Source organism: Aeromonas sp. EU05-FHT14A05, from assembly GCF_058791175.1.
Genome location: NZ_JBYTDH010000008.1, coordinates 20,557 through 38,172 on the forward strand (window position 1 = coordinate 20,557; position 17,616 = coordinate 38,172).

Annotated in this window: 14 protein-coding genes; 7 read left to right on the top strand and 7 right to left on the bottom strand. The window is 62.9% G+C overall.

Going from position 1 to position 17,616, the window contains the following annotated elements:
* Window positions 1–69 precede the first annotated feature (69 nt).
* From AC3WR3_RS12760 to AC3WR3_RS12775, 4 genes are all read left to right on the top strand, one after another.
* The gene (locus tag AC3WR3_RS12760) at window positions 70–912 is read left to right on the top strand and encodes a hypothetical protein (protein ID WP_492292018.1); all 843 of its coding nucleotides are present in this window, start codon (window positions 70–72) and stop codon (window positions 910–912) included.
* Between the two features lie 163 nt (window positions 913–1,075).
* Entirely contained in the window at window positions 1,076–1,363 is a 288-nt protein-coding gene (gene rplY / locus AC3WR3_RS12765) for a 50S ribosomal protein L25 (RefSeq protein ID WP_041205748.1), read from the top strand.
* A gap of 206 nt (window positions 1,364–1,569) precedes the next feature.
* The gene (locus AC3WR3_RS12770) at window positions 1,570–4,740 is read left to right on the top strand and encodes a hybrid sensor histidine kinase/response regulator (RefSeq protein ID WP_492292019.1); all 3,171 of its coding nucleotides are present in this window, start codon (window positions 1,570–1,572) and stop codon (window positions 4,738–4,740) included.
* Window positions 4,737–5,753, top strand: a complete 1,017-nt coding sequence (locus tag AC3WR3_RS12775) for a response regulator (protein WP_202045702.1) — start codon at window positions 4,737–4,739, stop codon at window positions 5,751–5,753. The genes AC3WR3_RS12770 and AC3WR3_RS12775 overlap by 4 nt, the downstream gene beginning before the upstream one ends.
* Here the strand turns inward: AC3WR3_RS12775 and AC3WR3_RS12780 are convergent.
* The 4 genes from AC3WR3_RS12780 to AC3WR3_RS12795 all read right to left on the bottom strand — a co-directional run bounded on the left by AC3WR3_RS12780 (window position 5,729) and on the right by AC3WR3_RS12795 (window position 10,139).
* Complete coding sequence (locus AC3WR3_RS12780) at window positions 5,729–6,373, bottom strand: MBL fold metallo-hydrolase (protein WP_492292020.1); 645 nt, start codon at window positions 6,371–6,373, stop codon at window positions 5,729–5,731. The genes AC3WR3_RS12775 and AC3WR3_RS12780 overlap by 25 nt on opposite strands.
* Window positions 6,367–7,497 (bottom strand): tRNA 2-selenouridine(34) synthase MnmH, encoded by a 1,131-nt coding sequence (gene mnmH / locus AC3WR3_RS12785; RefSeq protein WP_492292021.1) that lies wholly within the window; start codon window positions 7,495–7,497, stop codon window positions 6,367–6,369. The genes AC3WR3_RS12780 and mnmH overlap by 7 nt, the downstream gene beginning before the upstream one ends.
* 52 nt (window positions 7,498–7,549) lie before the next feature.
* Window positions 7,550–8,587, bottom strand: a complete 1,038-nt coding sequence (selD, locus tag AC3WR3_RS12790) for a selenide, water dikinase SelD (RefSeq protein WP_247626125.1) — start codon at window positions 8,585–8,587, stop codon at window positions 7,550–7,552.
* Between the two features lie 367 nt (window positions 8,588–8,954).
* On the bottom strand, window positions 8,955–10,139 hold the full coding sequence (locus AC3WR3_RS12795; protein ID WP_492292022.1) for an acyltransferase family protein: 1,185 nt from the start codon (window positions 10,137–10,139) through the stop codon (window positions 8,955–8,957).
* A gap of 262 nt (window positions 10,140–10,401) precedes the next feature.
* Here AC3WR3_RS12795 and AC3WR3_RS12800 point away from each other — a divergent pair, with 262 nt between their 5' ends.
* Window positions 10,402–11,046, top strand: a complete 645-nt coding sequence (locus tag AC3WR3_RS12800; RefSeq protein WP_492292023.1) for a glutathione S-transferase family protein — start codon at window positions 10,402–10,404, stop codon at window positions 11,044–11,046.
* 410 nt (window positions 11,047–11,456) lie between these two features.
* Here the strand turns inward: AC3WR3_RS12800 and AC3WR3_RS12805 are convergent, their stop codons facing one another.
* Together AC3WR3_RS12805 and AC3WR3_RS12810 are read right to left on the bottom strand one after the other, a co-directional pair.
* Window positions 11,457–12,650 (bottom strand): class I SAM-dependent methyltransferase, encoded by a 1,194-nt coding sequence (locus AC3WR3_RS12805; RefSeq protein ID WP_492292024.1) that lies wholly within the window; start codon window positions 12,648–12,650, stop codon window positions 11,457–11,459.
* Between the two features lie 213 nt (window positions 12,651–12,863).
* Window positions 12,864–14,294 (bottom strand): methyl-accepting chemotaxis protein, encoded by a 1,431-nt coding sequence (locus AC3WR3_RS12810; RefSeq protein WP_492292025.1) that lies wholly within the window; start codon window positions 14,292–14,294, stop codon window positions 12,864–12,866.
* An 83-nt stretch (window positions 14,295–14,377) separates the two neighbouring features.
* On the opposite strand from AC3WR3_RS12810, the gene AC3WR3_RS12815 reads away from it, so the two are divergent.
* A complete protein-coding gene (locus AC3WR3_RS12815) occupies window positions 14,378–14,650 on the top strand; it encodes an acylphosphatase (protein WP_025326966.1) in 273 nt (90 codons plus the stop codon).
* 19 nt (window positions 14,651–14,669) lie between these two features.
* Window positions 14,670–15,413 (top strand): CHAD domain-containing protein, encoded by a 744-nt coding sequence (locus tag AC3WR3_RS12820; protein ID WP_492292026.1) that lies wholly within the window; start codon window positions 14,670–14,672, stop codon window positions 15,411–15,413.
* 67 nt (window positions 15,414–15,480) lie between these two features.
* On the opposite strand, the gene metG is transcribed toward AC3WR3_RS12820, so the two are convergent.
* Entirely contained in the window at window positions 15,481–17,514 is a 2,034-nt protein-coding gene (metG, locus tag AC3WR3_RS12825) for a methionine--tRNA ligase (protein ID WP_492292027.1), read from the bottom strand.
* Between the last annotated feature and the right edge of the window lie 102 nt (window positions 17,515–17,616).

The window sequence follows — 17,616 nt, forward strand, 5'->3', positions numbered from 1 at the left end:
GCTGCTATCTATCTGTTTTATTGGATAGAGTGAAAACAGACCGGGTTTGAAGGGAAGGGAGGCCGTCATATGCTGGGGATCTGGTTGGGGGTTGCGCTGGTCAACATCAGCGGCTATCAGCCCATTGCGGAGCAAACCTGGGTGCAGCTCAACCCGGACTACTACCCGGTGCACAGGGCCGTGCCTCCCATCTTCGTGGCCTGGCGGGGCAACCAGTTCCCGCCGCTCGAACAAAAGAAGAAGAACGGCCACTGGCAGATCCTGTTTCCCGCCCGTCTGGTGCCCCCCTTCGATCTGTTCGAAGGGGAGGCCCAGCTCTCCAAGGCCTATCTGGCCAGGCTCAAGCGCATCGATGAGATGGCCTATGGCATGGCCCCCCATTCGGCCGTGCAGCCCGTCGCCAGTGGCTCTCTCGCCCCTGAGGATCAGGGAGGGGCGGCCTTTATCGCCGAGTTCTCCTTGCCGGGTTCGAATGCGGGGAGGGGGCGGATGCCCCAGAGCGAGCCGCTGCTGGCCAACCTGATGGGGCGGGCTGTGCCCATCCCCCTGGGGGCTTCCGCTCAGAGCGGTGCCGTGCAGCTCGCCACCCTCGGCCAGGGCGCCGAGGGAACCACGTTGACCCTGTCCGCGACCGCGGCGGGAGGGGCATCGCGAGTCTGTCACCAGGTGGCGGCGGGGGAGACTCTCTGGCGCATCGCCAGCCAGCTTCAGGCACAGGTGGGTAGCGGGTCTGATACCTACAGCTATCTGCTGGCGCTGGTGGAGGAGAATCGCCCCGGTATGGGCAAGGGAATAAGGGTACAGACAGGCCAGCGCCTCTACTGCCCCAAGGCCGAGACCCTGGCCCAGTTTGACGCCATGAGCCCGGCCCAGCGCCAGCAGCAGTTTGCTCGTCTGGAGCAGGGGCGCTGAGGCGCGTTCGGATAAGATCCGATGCCGCTGTGAGGAGGCGCGAATGGCGAGTCGTGCGTCCCTTGTATCCACCCCAGGCCCATGCTAGTATTCGCGCTCGTTTTGCGAGGTGCTGACCGGTCGCAGTCAACACCATATATTCATCTTAAAAGAGATAACCACTATGTCTTTCGTATTCCAAGCTGAAGTCCGTTCTGACCTGGGGAAAGGTGCGAGCCGCCGCCTGCGTCATGCTGACCAAGTTCCTGCCATCGTTTACGGTGCAGGCAAAGAAGCTGTGTCCGTTACCCTGGACCACAAAAAGCTGATCCTGGCCCAAGAGAAGCCGGAGTTCTACTCCTCCGAGCTGACCCTGGTCATCAACGGTGAAGAAGTCAAAGTGAACGTGAAGGCTATCCAGCGTCACCCGGTTCGCTACAAGCTGGTTCACCTGGATTTCGTTCGCGTCTAATCGACAACGAACTTTCCTGTAAAGAGGCCACCCAATCGGGTGGCCTCTTTGTTTTTACAGCATTTTTACCCACAAAAATAAAATACTCAAACAGCACTATTGGTCTTTACTTGAAGGCATGATTGACAGCAGGACACCCGTTGTGGTGCTCTGATGTCCACAAGGTACTCGGGCAAGTCCACTTTTTTGGGGTGATGTTGACCGTTATGAAGGGAATCGTACGGGCATATTTCCTGCTGTTTTCACCTATCCTGCTGTTGGTCCTGGCGGGGGGCTATCTGCTGGGCAATGCACTGATCGAGCGCGAGCTCTACCGTGTTCGCAGCGATGAGAGCACCTTCCTGACGCTCGCCAGCGGTCGTCTCGACGACGAGCTGGCGGTGCCGCTGCGCCATGTGCGTAGCATGTCTGAAGAGCCTATCCTGCTCGAGGCGGCGGGTCGCGACGAGCGTGACAACATTGCCGCCCAGTTTACCGTTCTGATGAACCGCAATCCCGACTATGCCCAGGTGCGTTGGCTGGCGCCGGATGGCATGGAGCTGGTGCGGTTCAATCGTCAGGGCCAGCATCTGCAGCGTGTGGCTGACGACCAGCTGCAAAACAAGGGGGAGCGTTACTATTTTCGCGACGCCATGGCGTTGCCCTGGGAGCGAGTCTACGTCTCCCCGCTCGATCTCAACGTCGAGCAGGGGGTGATCGATCGCCCCTTCAACCCCATGATCCGTATTGCCAAGCGCCTGCGCCTGGGGGATCGCGATCTGGGCTTGCTGCTTATCAACGTGCAGGCCAGCCGTATGCTCAAGGTGTTCGCCAACAGCAGCGGCAAGGCGGCGGATCACACCATGTTGTTCAACCAGGACGGTTATTGGCTGCGTAGCCCGGATCCATCCCAGGAGTGGGGCTTCATGCTCGAACGCCCGGATCTCACCCTGAGGCACGCTTCCCCCCAGGCCTGGCAGGCACTCTGGGGCGCTTCCAGCGGCCAGATGGAGTCTGCCGACGGACTGTGGAGCTGGACCACGCTGTACCCGGCGCAGAATCACGATCAGCTGATCTGGAAAGCCGCCTCCCTGGTGCCGCGCAGCGAGCTGCTGGCCATTCGTACTCACATCTGGGGGATCATCTCGGCCACCTGCGCCATCTTGCTGTTGCTGTTCGGTGCCGGAGTAGCCTCGCTGGTGCGCAGCCGGCATCGGGAGCAGCTGGCGCAGCAGGAGGCGGCCAGGCTGGCGCAGGTCAAAGGGGATTTCATCGCCAACATGAGCCACGAGATCCGTACCCCCATGAACGCCATCATGGGACTGACCTACCTGCTCGAGCAGGGAAGGCTCGACGATGGCCAGCATGCTCTGGTGCGCAAGATCCACCAGGCCGGGCAGGCGCTGCTCGGGATCATCAATGACATCCTCGATTTTTCCAAGATTGAGTCGGGCCGGCTCGAGCTCGAGCGGGCGCCATTCAGCCTGGAAGAGGTGCTCGATCACGTGGCGGCCATCATGTCTACCTGTGTCGGCGACAAGCACCTCGAGCTGGTGGTAAGCAGCGCGCCCGAGCAGGCGGCCCATCTGATTGGGGATGCCCTGCGCCTCGAGCAGGTGTTGCTCAACCTGACCGGCAATGCCATCAAGTTCACCGAGCGCGGGGAGGTGGAGGTCAAGGTCGAGCTGGAGGCCGAGCAAAACGGCATGGCCACCTTGCTGTTTCGGGTGCGCGACACCGGGATCGGCATTCCCCCCGAGCAGCAGGCTCACATCTTCAATGCCTTCTCCCAGGCCGACTCCTCCACCAGCCGCCGTTTCGGGGGGACTGGGCTTGGCCTGACCATCAGCCGTCGTCTGGTGAGCCTGATGGGGGGCGACATTGGCGTCACCAGCGAACTGGGCAAGGGGAGCGAGTTCTGGTTCCGCGTCCGGCTTGAGCAGGTAGAGCGCCCCGAGGCCTTCAATGAGCGGCTGCAGCACGTGTCACTGCTGATTGCTGACGACAATCAGGTGACCCGCGACACCCTGGCGATGACGGTGGGCTCCCTCGGTTGGCAGTCACGGGTGGTGGAATCCGGCGAGCAGGCCCTGCACCATCTGCTGCGTCAGGGTGAGCGTTTCGACGTGATCCTGCTCGACTGGATCATGCCGGGCATGGACGGGCTCGAGACCTGCGTGGCGATTCGCCGTGCCTTCGAGCTACAGGAGCGCTCACCCATCATTATCATGGCGACCGCCTATTCCCAGGACGAGCTGATGCGTCGCCCCGGCTCGGAGCAGGTGGATCTGGTGTTGCACAAGCCGGTGACCGGCTCAAGCCTCTACAACGCGGTGGCACGCCTCATCCACGAGAAGCGCGAGCACGTGGAGCCGCTGGAGAGTGGTCAGCGCCGTCTGCGCCTGCCGGATGTACAGGTACTGCTGGTCGATGACAGCGACATCAACCTGGAGGTGGCGACCCGCCTGCTGCAACGGGAGGGGGCCGAGGTGATCACCGCCATCGACGGGGAGCGGGCCCTGGCTTGTCTCGCCGATCCGGCGCGGCGCATCGATCTGGTGCTCATGGACGTGCAGATGCCGGTGATGGATGGCTACGAGGCGACCCGTCGCCTGCGCCAGCTGCCGGGGCGGGAGGAGACTCCCGTGCTGGCTCTCACCGCCGGGGTGTTCAAGGATCAGCGCGAGGCGGCGCTGGCCAGTGGCATGAACGATTTCATCGCCAAGCCGCTCGATGTGGAGCAGCTCATCGCGACCCTGCTGCGCTATCTCCCGGACAGCGTCTTGCCGCTCGCCGTGAGCGACGAACCACTCGCCCAGGAGCCGGTGGCCGGCATTGATATCGATACCGGACTTCGCAACTGGGGTGAAGCCTCGGTCTATCTCAAGTACCTGCGCCGTTTTCGCGATGACTACATGACGGTCGGCACCGTGTTGCCGGACTACATCGCCCAGCACGAGACCGATGCGGCCGCGAGCCTGACACACAAGATAAAGGGGGTGGCGGGCAGCCTGTCGCTCACCGATGTGGCGCGCATCAGTGCCGAGTTGAACGAGGCCATCGAGCAGGGGGGCGACACCAGTCAGCTCATGGCTCCCTTCCTCGAGGCGCTGGAGCGGGCACAACACTCCATCGACACCTATGCCGGGCGCGAGCCGGGCGCCGTCAGCTCCCCGCTGGCCCAGGGGGAAGTGCGGGAGGTGTGTTTGCACGCCCTGCATCAGGCCCTGGTGAGCGAGGATCTGGATCTGATTGAGCCGGCGCTGAGCCAGGCCAAGAGTTACCTGCCTGGCGAGCTGGTGAGCGAGATAAGTGCGGCCCTGGAGCTGTTCGATATCCCGTTCGCCACCCGCAAGCTGGAGGATTATCTGGAGGATCGGGAGGAGCCTGCCCCATGAATCGACCGCGAGTGCTGATCATCGACGACGAGCCGAGCAACCTCGGGCTGCTGCGGCAAATCCTCAAGGAGGAGTACAACCTCTTCTTTGCCAAGGGGGGTGAGGAGGGGCTGGCTGCCGTGGGGCGCCACGAGCCCGCCCTGATCCTGCTTGACGTGCGAATGCCCGATATGGATGGCTACGAGGTGTGCCGTCGGCTCAAGGCCGATCCGGCCCACGCCGGGATCCCGGTGCTGTTCATCACGGCGAGCGACAACGCAGACAGCGAGAGCCAGGGGTTCGAGGCAGGCGGGGTGGATTACATCTACAAGCCGGTCTGCCCGAGCACGGTGCGCGCCCGGGTGCGCAACCACCTCTCCCTGGTGCGTCTCGATCAGCTCGAGCGCAGCTATCGCACCGCCATCGTGATGTTGAGCGAGGCGGGCCACTACAACGACACCGACACCGGGGTACATATCTGGCGCATGGCCGCCTATGCCCGAGCCCTGGCCGACGCGCTTGGCTGGAGCCCGGAGCAGTCGGATCTGCTGGAGCTGGCGGCCCCTATGCACGACATGGGCAAGATTGGTATCCCCGATCATATCCTCAAGAAGCCCGGTCCCCTCACCGAGGAGGAGTGGGTCATCATGCGCAGTCACCCGCGCATCGGTTACGAGATCCTGAAGCGCTCCGACGCGCCCATCTTTCGCATGGCGGCGGACATTGCCCTGCATCACCACGAGAAATGGGACGGCTCGGGGTACCCCGCCGGCGAGAGCGGCGAGGAGATCCCCGAGGCATCGCGGATCGTAGCCATTGCCGATGTGTTTGACGCCCTGAGCGTGCGTCGCCCTTACAAGGAGCCCTGGCCACTGGACAGGGTGCTGGCCACCATGCGCGATGGCGCCGGCCAGCACTTCGATCCCCGGCTGCTCGCCTGTTTTCTCGAGATCATGCCGGAGATCTTGCGCCTCAAGAGCCAGTGGGACACCCGCGAGGAGCGGGGGGATTACCAGATAGGTTGCGTCAGGTAGGGATTGCTGACCCGCTCGCGGCCCAGGGTGGAGCTGGGGCCGTGACCGGGCACGAAGACGATGTCATCCCCAAGGGGCAGCAGGGTCTCGGTGATCGACTTGATCAGGGTTGCGTGATCGCCACGGGGAAAGTCGGTACGGCCTATGCTGCCGGCAAAGAGCACGTCTCCCACCCAGGCGAGTCGCTCGGCCTGGCTGAGCAGCACTATGTGTCCCGGGGTGTGGCCCGGGCAAAAATAGACCTCCAGCTCGCAGTAGCCCACCTGCACCTTGTCACCTTGCTCAAGCCAGCCATCCGGTGTAAAGGCCGGAGCATGGGCAAAGCCGAACATCTGGCTCTGCTGGGGCAGCATGTCGAGCCAGAAGGCATCCTCCCTGTGGGGCCCCGTGATGGCCACCCCGGTTTTCTCCCGCAACTCGGCTGCCGCCCCCACGTGATCCAGATGCCCGTGGGTCAGCAGTATATGGGTCAGGGTCAGCCCCCGCCTGGCAATGGCCGCCAGCAGCTTCTGTGCCTCGCCACCGGGGTCAATCAGCGCCGCCTGATGGGTCTCGTCACACCAGATGAGGGAACAGTTCTGGGCGAAAGGGGTGACCGGGATCACCTCGAACTTCAACATGTGGGACTCTCCTGATGGGTCTGACGGGCGTGCTGCTCGGCGAAGTAGGCGAGGCAGGCCTGCTTGTCACCGCGAAACTGGATCCGCTCGCGCTTGTTGTTCAGCTGATAGAGGTACATGGGGTCATAGTATCGGGTCAGCAGCAGGCGGATCCAGGCGAGGTGCAGCGCCGTATCTCCCGTGCTGGCCTGCTCCTTGAGGGCGGCCTGCATCAAGCCATCCAGCTCCCGGTGATCCTTGTCCCCGAGGCGACGTTTGAGCCGGGCAAGGGCATCGGTCAGGTAGCCGGCAAACAGCTGCCAGCCCGCCTCGCCGCCGTGCATCTCCAGATAGCGTTGCCAGAGATCCTGCACGTAATCCACCCGGATCTGCTCGGCTCGCTCCTCCTGGGGCACCTCTACCACCACCAGGGGGGCCTGGCACATGGCCTCATAGAGGTTAAGAGGCAGGGCGCAGCGACCGATGAGGCGGCTCTCGTCTTCCACCACGAAGGCATGTTCGCCCCTGTGCCGGCGCTTGAGCAGCTCGATGGCCAGCCGGTTCTCGAAATTGATGTTGCTGGGCTGCCCCCCCGGCAACTGACCAAAGGAGGATCCCCTGTGGTGGGCGTGTCCTTCCAGATCCACCGACTGGGCAATGTCGGCCAGCATGTGGGTCTTGCCTGAGCCGGTCATGCCGGTCAGCACGTGCCAGTGGCACTGGGCGCTGGCGCTCTCCTGGGTATCGATGAGAAAGCGGCGCAGCTCCTTGTAGCCGCCGGCCACCCGCGGGCGGGTGACCCCGGCCTCATGCAGCCACAGCTGCACCGTCTGGGAGCGCAGGCCGCCGCGGAAACAGTAGAGCAGGGCATCGGGCTGCTGGCGCAACTGCGCCAGCCAGCCTTCGATACGGGCGGCGCGTACGGCGCCCCCCACCAGCTTGTGGCCGAGTTCGATGGCCGCCGCCTGACCCTGCTGCTTGTAACAGGTGCCCACCTGGGCGCGTTCGTCATCCGTCATCAGCGGCAGACTGACTGCGTTGGGGAAGGCCCCTTCCTGGAATTCGACGGGGGCGCGCAGATCGATGAGGGGCACGTCTTCCAGGAAGATGCGCGCCAGGTTTGTTTCGAGCGGCAGTTCACTCATCGCGCAGCCCCCTGACAGATCAGAACCGTCCGGGCAACAAACCGCAGGGCACTCATTGGATGACCTCGATAAAGCGCGCGCCATCGAGAGCCTGCAAGCGGCCAATGGGGGAGAGGCTCAGCCCGGCCTGCTCGGCAATGGCGAGGAATTCGGCCTCGGTTTCCTGACCGACGGCCACCAGCAGGCCGCCGCTGGTCTGGGGATCGCACAGTATGTTGCGGGTGCGATCGTCCATGGCATCGAGCTTGTGACCATAGGAGTCGTGGTTGCGCAGGGTGCCGCCCGGCACGCAGCCCTCATTCAGGTAGTGATCCACTTCGTCCAGCAGAGGCAGCGCCTTGAAGTCGAGGCGGGCGCACACCCCTGAGCCTTCACACATCTCCAGCAGGTGGCCGGCCAGCCCGAAGCCGGTGACGTCCGTCATGGCGTGCACGCCGGGCAGGGCCGCAAACTGCTGGCCAATCTTGTTGAGGGTGCACATGGCCTCGGGAGCCAGCTGCTCATGCTCGGGTTTGAGCTTGCCCTTCTTCTGGGCCGTGGTGAGGATACCGATGCCCAGGGGCTTGGTGAGATAGAGCACGTCACCCACCTGGGCGGTGTCGTTCTGCTTGATGGCACCCAGCGGCACTATGCCGGTCACCGCGAGGCCGAAGATGGGCTCGGGGGCATCGATGCTGTGACCACCGGCCAGGGAAATGCCCGCCTCGTGACACACCTGACGACCGCCGTCGATCACCTGCTGGGCCACTTCAGGCGCCAGCGTGTTGATGGGCCAGCCGAGGATGGCGATGGCGACGATGGGCTTGCCGCCCATGGCATAGATGTCGCTGATGGCGTTGGTGGCGGCGATGCGACCGAAGGTGAAGGGATCGTCGACGATGGGCATGAAGAAGTCGGTGGTGGAGACGATGCCCTGACCGTTGCCTATGTCCACCACGGCGGCGTCATCCTTGCTGCTGTTGCCGACGATCAGGGTCGGATCGTCAAAGCCCGGGATCTGGCTCTTCAAAATGGTGTCGAGCACCTTGGGGGAGATTTTGCAGCCACAGCCCGCGCCGTGGCTGTACTGGGTCAGACGAATGGAAGACATGCTTACCCCTTGTTTGTGCAAACAGTGCAGAGGCTCTGTTGAGCCGTCAAATGCGCGCTCAAGCGCGTGAAATTCGGGTGGCCCTGGTTGCCTTGGGAGGCTGCGATGTCACGCAAGGCTGCCGGACAGGACGGGGAAGGAGGGGCGACATGGTGCGCCAGCGCAGCCCCGCCAAGGGCCACAGGACGGGCATTATGCCACAAATGCCCTCTCTGGTTCGAACTGGAATTCACACAAAACGCAGGGGATTGGCGAGCAAAAAAGAGAGGGAGCGGCCTTATGCCACGAGCTGGCGGCAAGGCATCTCCCCCTGTGTTGCCCCGAGGGCGAGCCATGCTCAGGTCGGGGCCATCTTTATACCGGGATCTTACCCGGCGTGCTCCATCGCCGGCTGGCGAGCCTTGCCGAGCCGGCGCAGACGCCGTTGCAGCGGCCGCTCCAGCAGGGTGTAGCTCAAGGCCGAGAGACCGATCAGCACGGCGAGCATCTGCAGGGTGGCCAGCACCCCCAGCAGCGGGTTGGTCTGGGCATACCACCACTCGGTGAGCTCCGGCGCCAGATAGTGGATGAGCTCGCAGCCGGTGAGCAGCACCAGCGCATGGAGCAGGTAGATGGAGTAGGAGAGATCCCCCAGCCAGTTGGTGATGCGGTTATCAAGCAGGCGCAGCAACGGGCTCTGGCGCTCCCTCTGGGCGGCGGCAATCCAGATCAGCAGCACGTAAGCGCCTATCAGCAGCAGGGTCAGCAGCGGCGTCATGGTGAACTGCATCAGTGCGAAGGGCAGCAGGAAGGCGATCAGCAGCGGCAGATCCCGTTGCATCATGGGCAAGGATTGCGCGGCCTTGACCCTTGGCAGCAGCCAGAGCCCGAGCACGAATTCACTCACTCCCCGTCCCACCGCCAACGCGCCGCTGGTGACATCCAGGGTGCCACGGTTGTGCACGATAAAGGCCAGCACCGTCAGCGCCAGCAGGGGGGCGAGGTTGCTCCAGCGGCTGCGGGTGACGGCGAGGGAAATGAGCAGCGGGAACAGCAGATAGCTTATCCACTCCACGCTCAGAGACCAGGCGGCGAAGTTCCAGGTCAGCCCCTGATCCGTCACCACCTGCAGTAGCAGGAAGGCGCTTGGCAGCGCTTCTGCCGGGGTGAAGGGGGAGCCGAAGGGAGGCATGCCCTCCCACTCCCACATCTTGAACAGGGGGCCGGCATAGAAGCCCACCCCATGCCGGGCCTTGTAAAGCTCCCAGCCCACCAGCAGCAACAGGGTCACCAGATAGAGGGGATAGACCCGGGTCAGCCGCAGCCAGAGGAAGCGGCCATAACCGATAGTGCGGGGCGAGCGTGTGAAAGCCTCCCCGTAGACGTGGGCGAGCACCAGTCCGCTCAAAATAAAGAAGAGATCGACCCAGAGGTAGCCGTTCTCGATGAGTTGGGTGTGGCCTGCGATGGACTCCATCCACTGGGGAAAGAGCAACAGGCGGGCATGGAACAGCACCACCATCAGGGCTGCTATGCCCCGCAGCGGCGTCAACAGCGGCAATGATTGATTCATGACGGGATCCTTGTGATGTTCAGCTTGGCCTGACATCGATTTTTTGTTGTGGTGCCACCCCTCAACCCTGATGGGGCGGCTGCCTCGACTTGGCTGCCGCAGGCGGGATCACCCTACCCAAAAGAGAGCCATACGGGTGTGATTGTCGTCATGAATGTGCGTTTATCACGCAAAAATCGCCTGCTCTCTGGGGGAAGATCAGGAGCAGACACGGGGATCTAGACTAGGAAGGTCGTCCACATGAATGCAAGGAGCACGCCCGATGAAACTCTATGCCCATCCTTTCTCGTCCTACAGCCAGAAGGTGCTGATCGCCCTCTACGAGAATGATGTCCCCTTCGATTACCTCAACCTGGAGGCGGCGACGGTGAAGGAGGAACTCGCCAGCCTCTGGCCCCTCAAGCGCTTTCCCGTGCTGGTGGATCAGGGGCGCACCCTGATAGAAAGCAGCACCATCATCGAATATCTCCAATGCGCGCATCCCGGCCCCGGTTGTCTGGTGCCCGCGGGGGAGGAGGGGATCGAGGTTCATATGCTCGATCGCCTGTTCGACAACTATGTGATGACGCCGATGCAGAAGGTGGTGCTGGACAGGATGCGCCCGGCGGGGGATCACGATGGCTACGGCGTCGCCCAGGCCAGGGAGCTGCTGGACAAGATCTATCCCTGGCTGGACCAGCGCCTCGCCGGACGCACCTGGGCGGCAGGGGAGGCGTTCACCCTGGCCGATTGTGCCGCGGCTCCCTCGCTCTTCTATGCCGATTGGGCCCATGAGATCCCGCACTCACTCACCAGGCTGCGTGCCTACCGTGCCCGTCTGCTGGGTCACCCCTCCATAGTCCGGGTGGTGGATGAGGCGAGGCCCTACCGCCACTACTTCCCCCTGGGGGCGCCGGCTCGTGACTGAGCCGGGCGCGAGATCCCGGCAGAAGGCAGCGAACCCAGCACTGAAACCGGACGGGGAATGGTCGGGAGGGGGAAGCGTGTTTTATGCATAGAAATGAGTTTTTATGCGTTTTTGTCTGATATTTCCCCGAGGATTTTCCAAGTATCGTGATTTTATTTTCATATTTTTGCATAAAGTCAGTGGCCATCTTCACCGCTGGTGAGTGCCATCTGCCGGTGAGCATGAAGCTTGGCTAAGGCGAGGGGGCGGGAGGAGTGGCGGCCAGTTGAGGAGAGCACAGACGGAGTGAGCCTCGTTATCTCTTGGGCGCACAAAACAGAGAAGGCCCGCTATCGCTAGCGGGCCTTCTCTAGGGTATGGCTTGCCATCAAGCCCTGGTCTGGCACTGTGCCAGCGCGGGTTGGCGCGGCTTAGCGGGCACGCACCACCAACCCCTTGAGGTAGAAGCCTTCCGGATAGGCGGTCCCTATGGGGTGATCGGAAGCCTGGGACAAGAGCTCCAGGATCTGGGCATCGCGACCGGCATCGAGCGCCGCATCGGCCACTATCTTCTGGAACAGGCTCTGCTCCATCAGGCCGGAGCAGGAGTAGGTCAGCAGTACGCCACCCGGCGCCAGCAGCTGGAACGCCAGCATGTTGATGTCCTTGTAGCCGCGGCAGGCACCCAGCAGCTGGGCCTTGCTCTCGGCAAACTTGGGGGGATCCAGCACGATCACATCGAACTTCTCGCCCTTCTCGCGGTATTCCCGCAGCAGCTTGAACACGTCGTGGCGCACGAACTGGGTGGTGCTGGTATCCAGGCCGTTCAGCTCGGCGTTCTGGCGGGCGATGTCCAGCGCGTTCTGGGAGAGATCCACGTTGACCACTTCCCTGGCGCCGCCCTTGAGGGCATAGACGCCAAAACCGCCGGTGTAGCAGAAGCAGTTGAGTACCCGCTTGCCTTCGGTGTACTTGGCGGCCGCCTGGCGGTTGTCACGCTGATCCAGATAGAAGCCGGTCTTGTGACCGTTGCGGATGTCCACCAGGATCTTGACGCCGCCGTTCTCCTCGATCACCACAGGCTCGGTCGGGGTTTCGCCATGGATGACGCCGGTGCGCTCTTTCAGCCCTTCCTTCTTGCGCACCGCCACGTCGGAGCGCTCATAGATGCTGCACTCAGGGTAGAGGGTACGCAGGGCCTGGGTGATGAGGTCCCGCTGGAACTCGGCACCGGCAGAGAGGATCTGGCACACCAGGAAATCGGCGTAACGGTCTATGGTCAGGCCCGGCAGGCCGTCGGATTCGGCGGCGCACAGGCGATAGCCGGTGAGGCCCTGACGCTTGATCAGCGGATCCCGGGACTCCTGCGCATATTTGAGGCGACGGATAAAGAAGTCGAGATCGACGGTTTCGTCCTTGTCGAAGGTCCAGACCCGGGCACGGATCTGGGAGCTGCCTGACCAGGCGCCCCGGGCGAGCCACTTGCCATCGTTTGAGTAGATCTCGACGGTATCGCCATCGATGGGGTTGCCCTGCACCTTGTCGATCCCTTTGGAGAAGATCCAGGGGTGACGGCGCAGCAGGGATTTTTCGCGGCCTTTGACGAGATAGATGGAAGCGCTCATGGGTAGTTGCCGATGCTAAAAAGAGAAGGGGGCATATAGTAGGGGCTGTTGCGGTTGGTGCGCAAGCCGCGTCGCAGCGATAAATGCATAGGCGCAGCTGCTGTGGCGCCGGGCACCATTTACCGAAGCACCTTGTATTGCCCGAGGGGGCCAGGAAAGGGGATGAAAAAAAGGCCATCCGCGAGATGGCCTTTCTGTGACACTGGGCTGGCGTCAGATCCGCAGCCCCGTCATGGCCTGGCCGAGCTCGGTGGCGGTGGCCTTGAGGCCAGTGGTGCCGGCGACCGAGGCGCTGGCGGACTCTTCCACCCGGCTGGCCTCGTGGCGCACCTGATCCAGGTTGCGGGTGATCTCTTCTGCTACCGAGCTCTGCTCTTCGCTGGAGGTGGCGATCTGGGTGCTCATCTCCAGCACGGCGTCGCTGTGGCTGCTCAGCTTGTCGATGTCCTGCCCCACTTCTGTGATGAGCTGCTGGCTGCTGGCGGCGCGTCCGACCGTCTTCTCCATGATGTCGTTGAGCGCCCCTGTGCCGGCCTGCAGCTCTTCAATCATCTGCTGGATCTCCACCGTGGCCTGCTGGGTACGGCTGGCGAGGGTGCGTACCTCGTCTGCCACCACGGCAAAGCCGCGGCCCTGCTCGCCGGCCCGGGCGGCCTCGATGGCGGCGTTGAGCGCCAGCAGGTTGGTCTGCTGGGAGATGGCGTTGATGACGTTGACCACCTCGTTGATGCGGTTGGCATTGTGGGTCAGCCGCTCGACGGCGCCTGAGGCGTTGCCTATCTCGTCAGCCAGGGTACGGATGGCGGCTATGGTGCGAGCCACCCGCTGGGCGCCATTGGCCGCCTCTTCGCTCGACTGACGAGTTTGTAGCAGGGTGTCGTTGGCATTGCGGGCCACTTCGCGAATTGCCGCCGACATCTGCTCCATGGCGGCGGCCAGGGAGTCCATGTGCTGGCGCTGGGCGCGGGCCAGGGTCTCTCCGTCGCTGGCGTGCTCGCGGAACTCGTCGGCGGCCAGGGTGAGCGCCTCGGCAGACTCCTCCACCAGTTGCACTATCTTGTGCTGGCGATCGGTGAAGCGGTCTATGCTGCCCGCCAGGATGGAGAACTCGTCCCGCACCGGGAAGAAGTTGAGGCGGAAGGTGAGATCCCCGTTCGCCACCGTCTGCAGCGCCTTGTTGGTGGAGTAGAGGGCCCCGGAGACGAAGGTCATCAGATAGTGGGTGATGAGGGCGAGCAGGGCGGCCAGCACGGCTATGATGGTGAGGGTCGTCCCCTGTCCATCCCACATGGAAAAGTTGCCGGCATCCAGAGTGCCACTGACAAAACCGGCCTGACCGGCCTGGGAACTATATTGAAAGCGATCGCCCTGCTGGGTCAGACCGGCACTGCCGGAGGGCGCCAGGGTGAGCTCGGCCGGCAGGGTGAGGGTGGGCTGCTGGGTGATCAGCTGGGCCGTGGTCTCTACCCGTTGCTTGAGTTGATCCAGCCGGATCTGCATCTGCTGATCATGGCCGTCGGCCAGCAGGTACCAGGTGAGAAAGGCGATGAACAACAAGGGGCACCAGAAGGTGATGAGAAATTTTTCGCTGATCGTGAGGTGAATGAGATAACGGTCAACCCACCGGAATTTAACTTCTTTCATAATGGTATTGCGTCCTGCAAGGGAGAGAGTGTCGTGCTCATTATCGCCTTGGAGGAAAATTTCTTAAGGGGAAGGTGTGATAAATGGGAGAGCAATCGTTTGTCGTGCGAGTGTGGGGCCAGGTACAGGGGGTGGGGTTTCGTTACTTCACCCGGGAGCGGGCACTGCAGCTGGGGCTCAGGGGGCATGCCTACAACCTGGAGGATGGCTCTGTGGAGATCCTCATCGCCGGCCCTGAGCAGAAGGTGCAGATGATGCTGGGCTGGCTGGAGCACGGGCCCCGAACGGCCACAGTGACCAAGATGGAGTGCACCCGGGCATTGCCCCCCACGGGCTCCGGTTTTCATACCAACTGAGCAGGCAGGAGGCCGGCAGATGATGGATCAGGGCAAGGGGCTAGAGCAGGCACGCCGTCTCATGGATCAATACTGGGCCGCCACTCTGGCCCTGCGCCAGCGGGCGGGACAGGAGGAGGTCCATGCCTACCGGATTGCGACCCGTCGCCTGCTGGCCCTGCTCGCCCTCTGGCGCCCCCTGATCCATGAGCCCGGGCTGGAGCGGCGACTGATGCGCGCGGCGGGCAGACTCTCCGCCCTGCGGGATGCCCAGGTCTATGCGGCGCACTTTGGTGGCAAGCCCCTCCCTGAGGCCATTCCCCGGGTGCCCATGCTGACGGTGCGACTGGCGCGCTGGCTGGATCGGCTGCTGCAAGTCCCTGCCGACTTCAATCCCCTGCCGCTTTTTCAGATGCATCTCGCGCTCGGTCTGGCGGATTGCCTGGCCGAGCCCGGGCTGGAGATACCCTCGGCCGGCAACAGGCTGCGGCTGCGCCACTGGCACAGGTTGCGGCTGGTCCTGAAGCAGACCCGTTATGGGGTGGAGCTGCTGGTGGGACAGGGGGAGGGCGATCCGGCCTGGCTCTCCATGCTGATCGAGTGGCAGGACAGGCTGGGTCAGTTGCAGGATGCCCGGCAATGGCGCAGGCGGCTGCGTCGCCAGAAGGGGCGGAACAAGCAAGTACGCGCCCTGCGGGAGGCAATACGCTGCCAGTTGCGCCAGCTGGACTGTCGACAGGCAGAGCTGATTGGGCTGCGGATGGCGTTGCTGCGCCAAGATTAGCGGGAAGAAAGGGGGATAAAAAAAGAGAGGCGCCGGGCCTCTCTTTTCAATGGGATGTCGGCTGCGCTTACTTGACGCGCATGCCTGGCTGGGCGCCTTCCTGGGGCTCCAGGATCCAGAGATCCTTGCCGCCCGGGCCTGCGGCCAGCACCATGCCCTCGGACATGCCAAAACGCATCTTGCGCGGGGCCAGGTTGGCCACCATCACGGTCAGCTTGCCTTCCAGATCTTCCGGGTTGTAGGCGGACTTGATGCCGGCAAACACCTGACGAGTCTCACCGCCGATGTCGAGCTGAAGTTTCAGCAGCTTCTCTGCTTCCGGTACCGCTTCGGCCTTCTTGATCAGCGCGACGCGCAGGTCAATCTTGGCAAAATCCTCGTAGCTGATGGTGTCGCTGATGGGGTCGTCTACCAGCGGACCGGTCGCTTTTGGCGCCTGCTCCTTGGCGAGATCTTCCTTGGAGGCTTCCACCATGGCTTCCACCTTGGCAGGCTCGATACGGGAGAACAGCGCCTTGAACGGGGCCAGTTGGTGGTTGGTCAGCGGCTTGGCCACGCCATCCCAGCTGAGGGTCTCGCCCAGGAAGGCTTCGGCGCGCTCGGCCAGGTGTGGCATGACGGGTTTGAGGTAGGCCATCAGCACCCGGAACAGGTTGATGCCGACGGAGCAGACGTCCTGCAGCTGGGCGTCAGCCCCTTCCTGCTTGGCGATGACCCAGGGGGCCTTGTCGTCCACGTAGCGGTTGGCCTTGTCGGCCAGGGCCATGATCTCGCGGATGGCGCGGCTGAACTCGCGGGCCTCGTAGGCATCGGCGATGGAGGCGCTGGCGCTGGCGAACTCGCTATAGAGCTCGGGTTCGCTGCAGCTGTCGGCCAGCTTGCCGTCAAAACGCTTGGCGATGAAGCCGGCGTTGCGAGAAGCCAAATTGACCAGCTTGTTGACCACGTCGGCATTGACCCGGGAGACGAAGTCTTCGAGGTTCAAGTCCAGATCGTCGATGCGGCTGTTGAGCTTGGCGGCGTAGTAGTAACGCAGACACTCGGGATCCAGGTGCTTGAGGTAGGTGGAGGCCTTGATGAAGGTGCCCTTGGACTTGGACATCTTGGCGCCGTTGACGGTCACATAGCCGTGCACGTTGACCTTGGTCGGCTTGCGGAAACCCGCCCCCTCCAGCATGGCCGGCCAGAACAGGCAGTGGAAGTAGGCGATGTCCTTGCCGATGAAGTGATAGAGCTCGGCGTCGGAGTCCGCCTTCCAGTAGCTGTCGAAGTCGATGTCGCCGCGCTTGTCGCACAGGTTCTTGAACGACGCCATATAGCCGATGGGGGCATCCAGCCAGACGTAGAAGTACTTGCCCGGGGCACCCGGGATCTCGAAGCCGAAGTAGGGGGCGTCGCGGGTGATGTCCCACTGCTGCAGGCCGGATTCGAACCACTCTTGCATCTTGTTGGCCATCTCTTCCTGGATGGCGCCTGAGCCGCGCACCCAGTCGGCGAGCCAGGCTTCGAACTGGGGCAGATCGAAGAAGTAGTGCTCGGAGTCCTTCATCACAGGGGTCGCGCCGGAGACGGCGGATTTCGGATCGATAAGCTCGGTCGGGCTGTAAGTGGCGCCACACGCGTCGCAGTTGTCACCGTATTGCTCCGGGGACTTGCACTTGGGGCAGGTACCCTTGACGAAGCGGTCCGGCAGGAACATGGACTTTTCCGGATCGAACAGCTGGGAGATGGTGCGGATCTTGATCTTGCCGGACTCCTTGAGGCGGCCATAGATAAGCCCGGCCAGCTCGCGGTTCTCGTCGCTGTGGGTCGAGTGATAGTTGTCGAAGCTGATGTTGAAGCCGGCAAAATCCCCCTGATGCTCCTGGGATACGGCGGCGATCATCTCCTCGGGAGTGATCCCCATCTGCTGCGCCTTGAGCATGATGGGGGTGCCGTGCGCGTCATCGGCACAGACGAAATGCACCTGATGGCCACGCATTCGCTGATAACGAACCCAGATATCGGCCTGGATGTGTTCCAGCATGTGGCCAAGATGGATGGAGCCGTTGGCATAGGGGAGGGCGCAGGTTACCAGCATTCTACGAGGATCAGTTGCCATAATACGTTCTTGATGTGCCTGTTGGGATGATACAGTGCCGAGCATGTTACCCGAATTGGGGGCGGCCTGCCTAGGGTTGTGGCCCCCGGGGCCTTGGCTGAC

Bases quoted from the DNA above. Each gene is read 5' to 3' on its own strand.
- AC3WR3_RS12760 (WP_492292018.1), top strand. From the start codon at position 70: ATGCTGGGGATCTGGTTGGGGGTTGCGCTGGTCAACATCAGCGGCTAT.
- rplY (WP_041205748.1), top strand. From the start codon at position 1,076: ATGTCTTTCGTATTCCAAGCTGAAGTCCGTTCTGACCTGGGGAAAGGT.
- AC3WR3_RS12770 (WP_492292019.1), top strand. From the start codon at position 1,570: ATGAAGGGAATCGTACGGGCATATTTCCTGCTGTTTTCACCTATCCTG.
- AC3WR3_RS12775 (WP_202045702.1), top strand. From the start codon at position 4,737: ATGAATCGACCGCGAGTGCTGATCATCGACGACGAGCCGAGCAACCTC.
- AC3WR3_RS12780 (WP_492292020.1), bottom strand. From the start codon at position 6,373: ATGTTGAAGTTCGAGGTGATCCCGGTCACCCCTTTCGCCCAGAACTGT.
- mnmH (WP_492292021.1), bottom strand. From the start codon at position 7,497: ATGAGTGAACTGCCGCTCGAAACAAACCTGGCGCGCATCTTCCTGGAA.
- selD (WP_247626125.1), bottom strand. From the start codon at position 8,587: ATGTCTTCCATTCGTCTGACCCAGTACAGCCACGGCGCGGGCTGTGGC.
- AC3WR3_RS12795 (WP_492292022.1), bottom strand. From the start codon at position 10,139: ATGAATCAATCATTGCCGCTGTTGACGCCGCTGCGGGGCATAGCAGCC.
- AC3WR3_RS12800 (WP_492292023.1), top strand. From the start codon at position 10,402: ATGAAACTCTATGCCCATCCTTTCTCGTCCTACAGCCAGAAGGTGCTG.
- AC3WR3_RS12805 (WP_492292024.1), bottom strand. From the start codon at position 12,650: ATGAGCGCTTCCATCTATCTCGTCAAAGGCCGCGAAAAATCCCTGCTG.
- AC3WR3_RS12810 (WP_492292025.1), bottom strand. From the start codon at position 14,294: ATGAAAGAAGTTAAATTCCGGTGGGTTGACCGTTATCTCATTCACCTC.
- AC3WR3_RS12815 (WP_025326966.1), top strand. From the start codon at position 14,378: ATGGGAGAGCAATCGTTTGTCGTGCGAGTGTGGGGCCAGGTACAGGGG.
- AC3WR3_RS12820 (WP_492292026.1), top strand. From the start codon at position 14,670: ATGATGGATCAGGGCAAGGGGCTAGAGCAGGCACGCCGTCTCATGGAT.
- metG (WP_492292027.1), bottom strand. From the start codon at position 17,514: ATGGCAACTGATCCTCGTAGAATGCTGGTAACCTGCGCCCTCCCCTAT.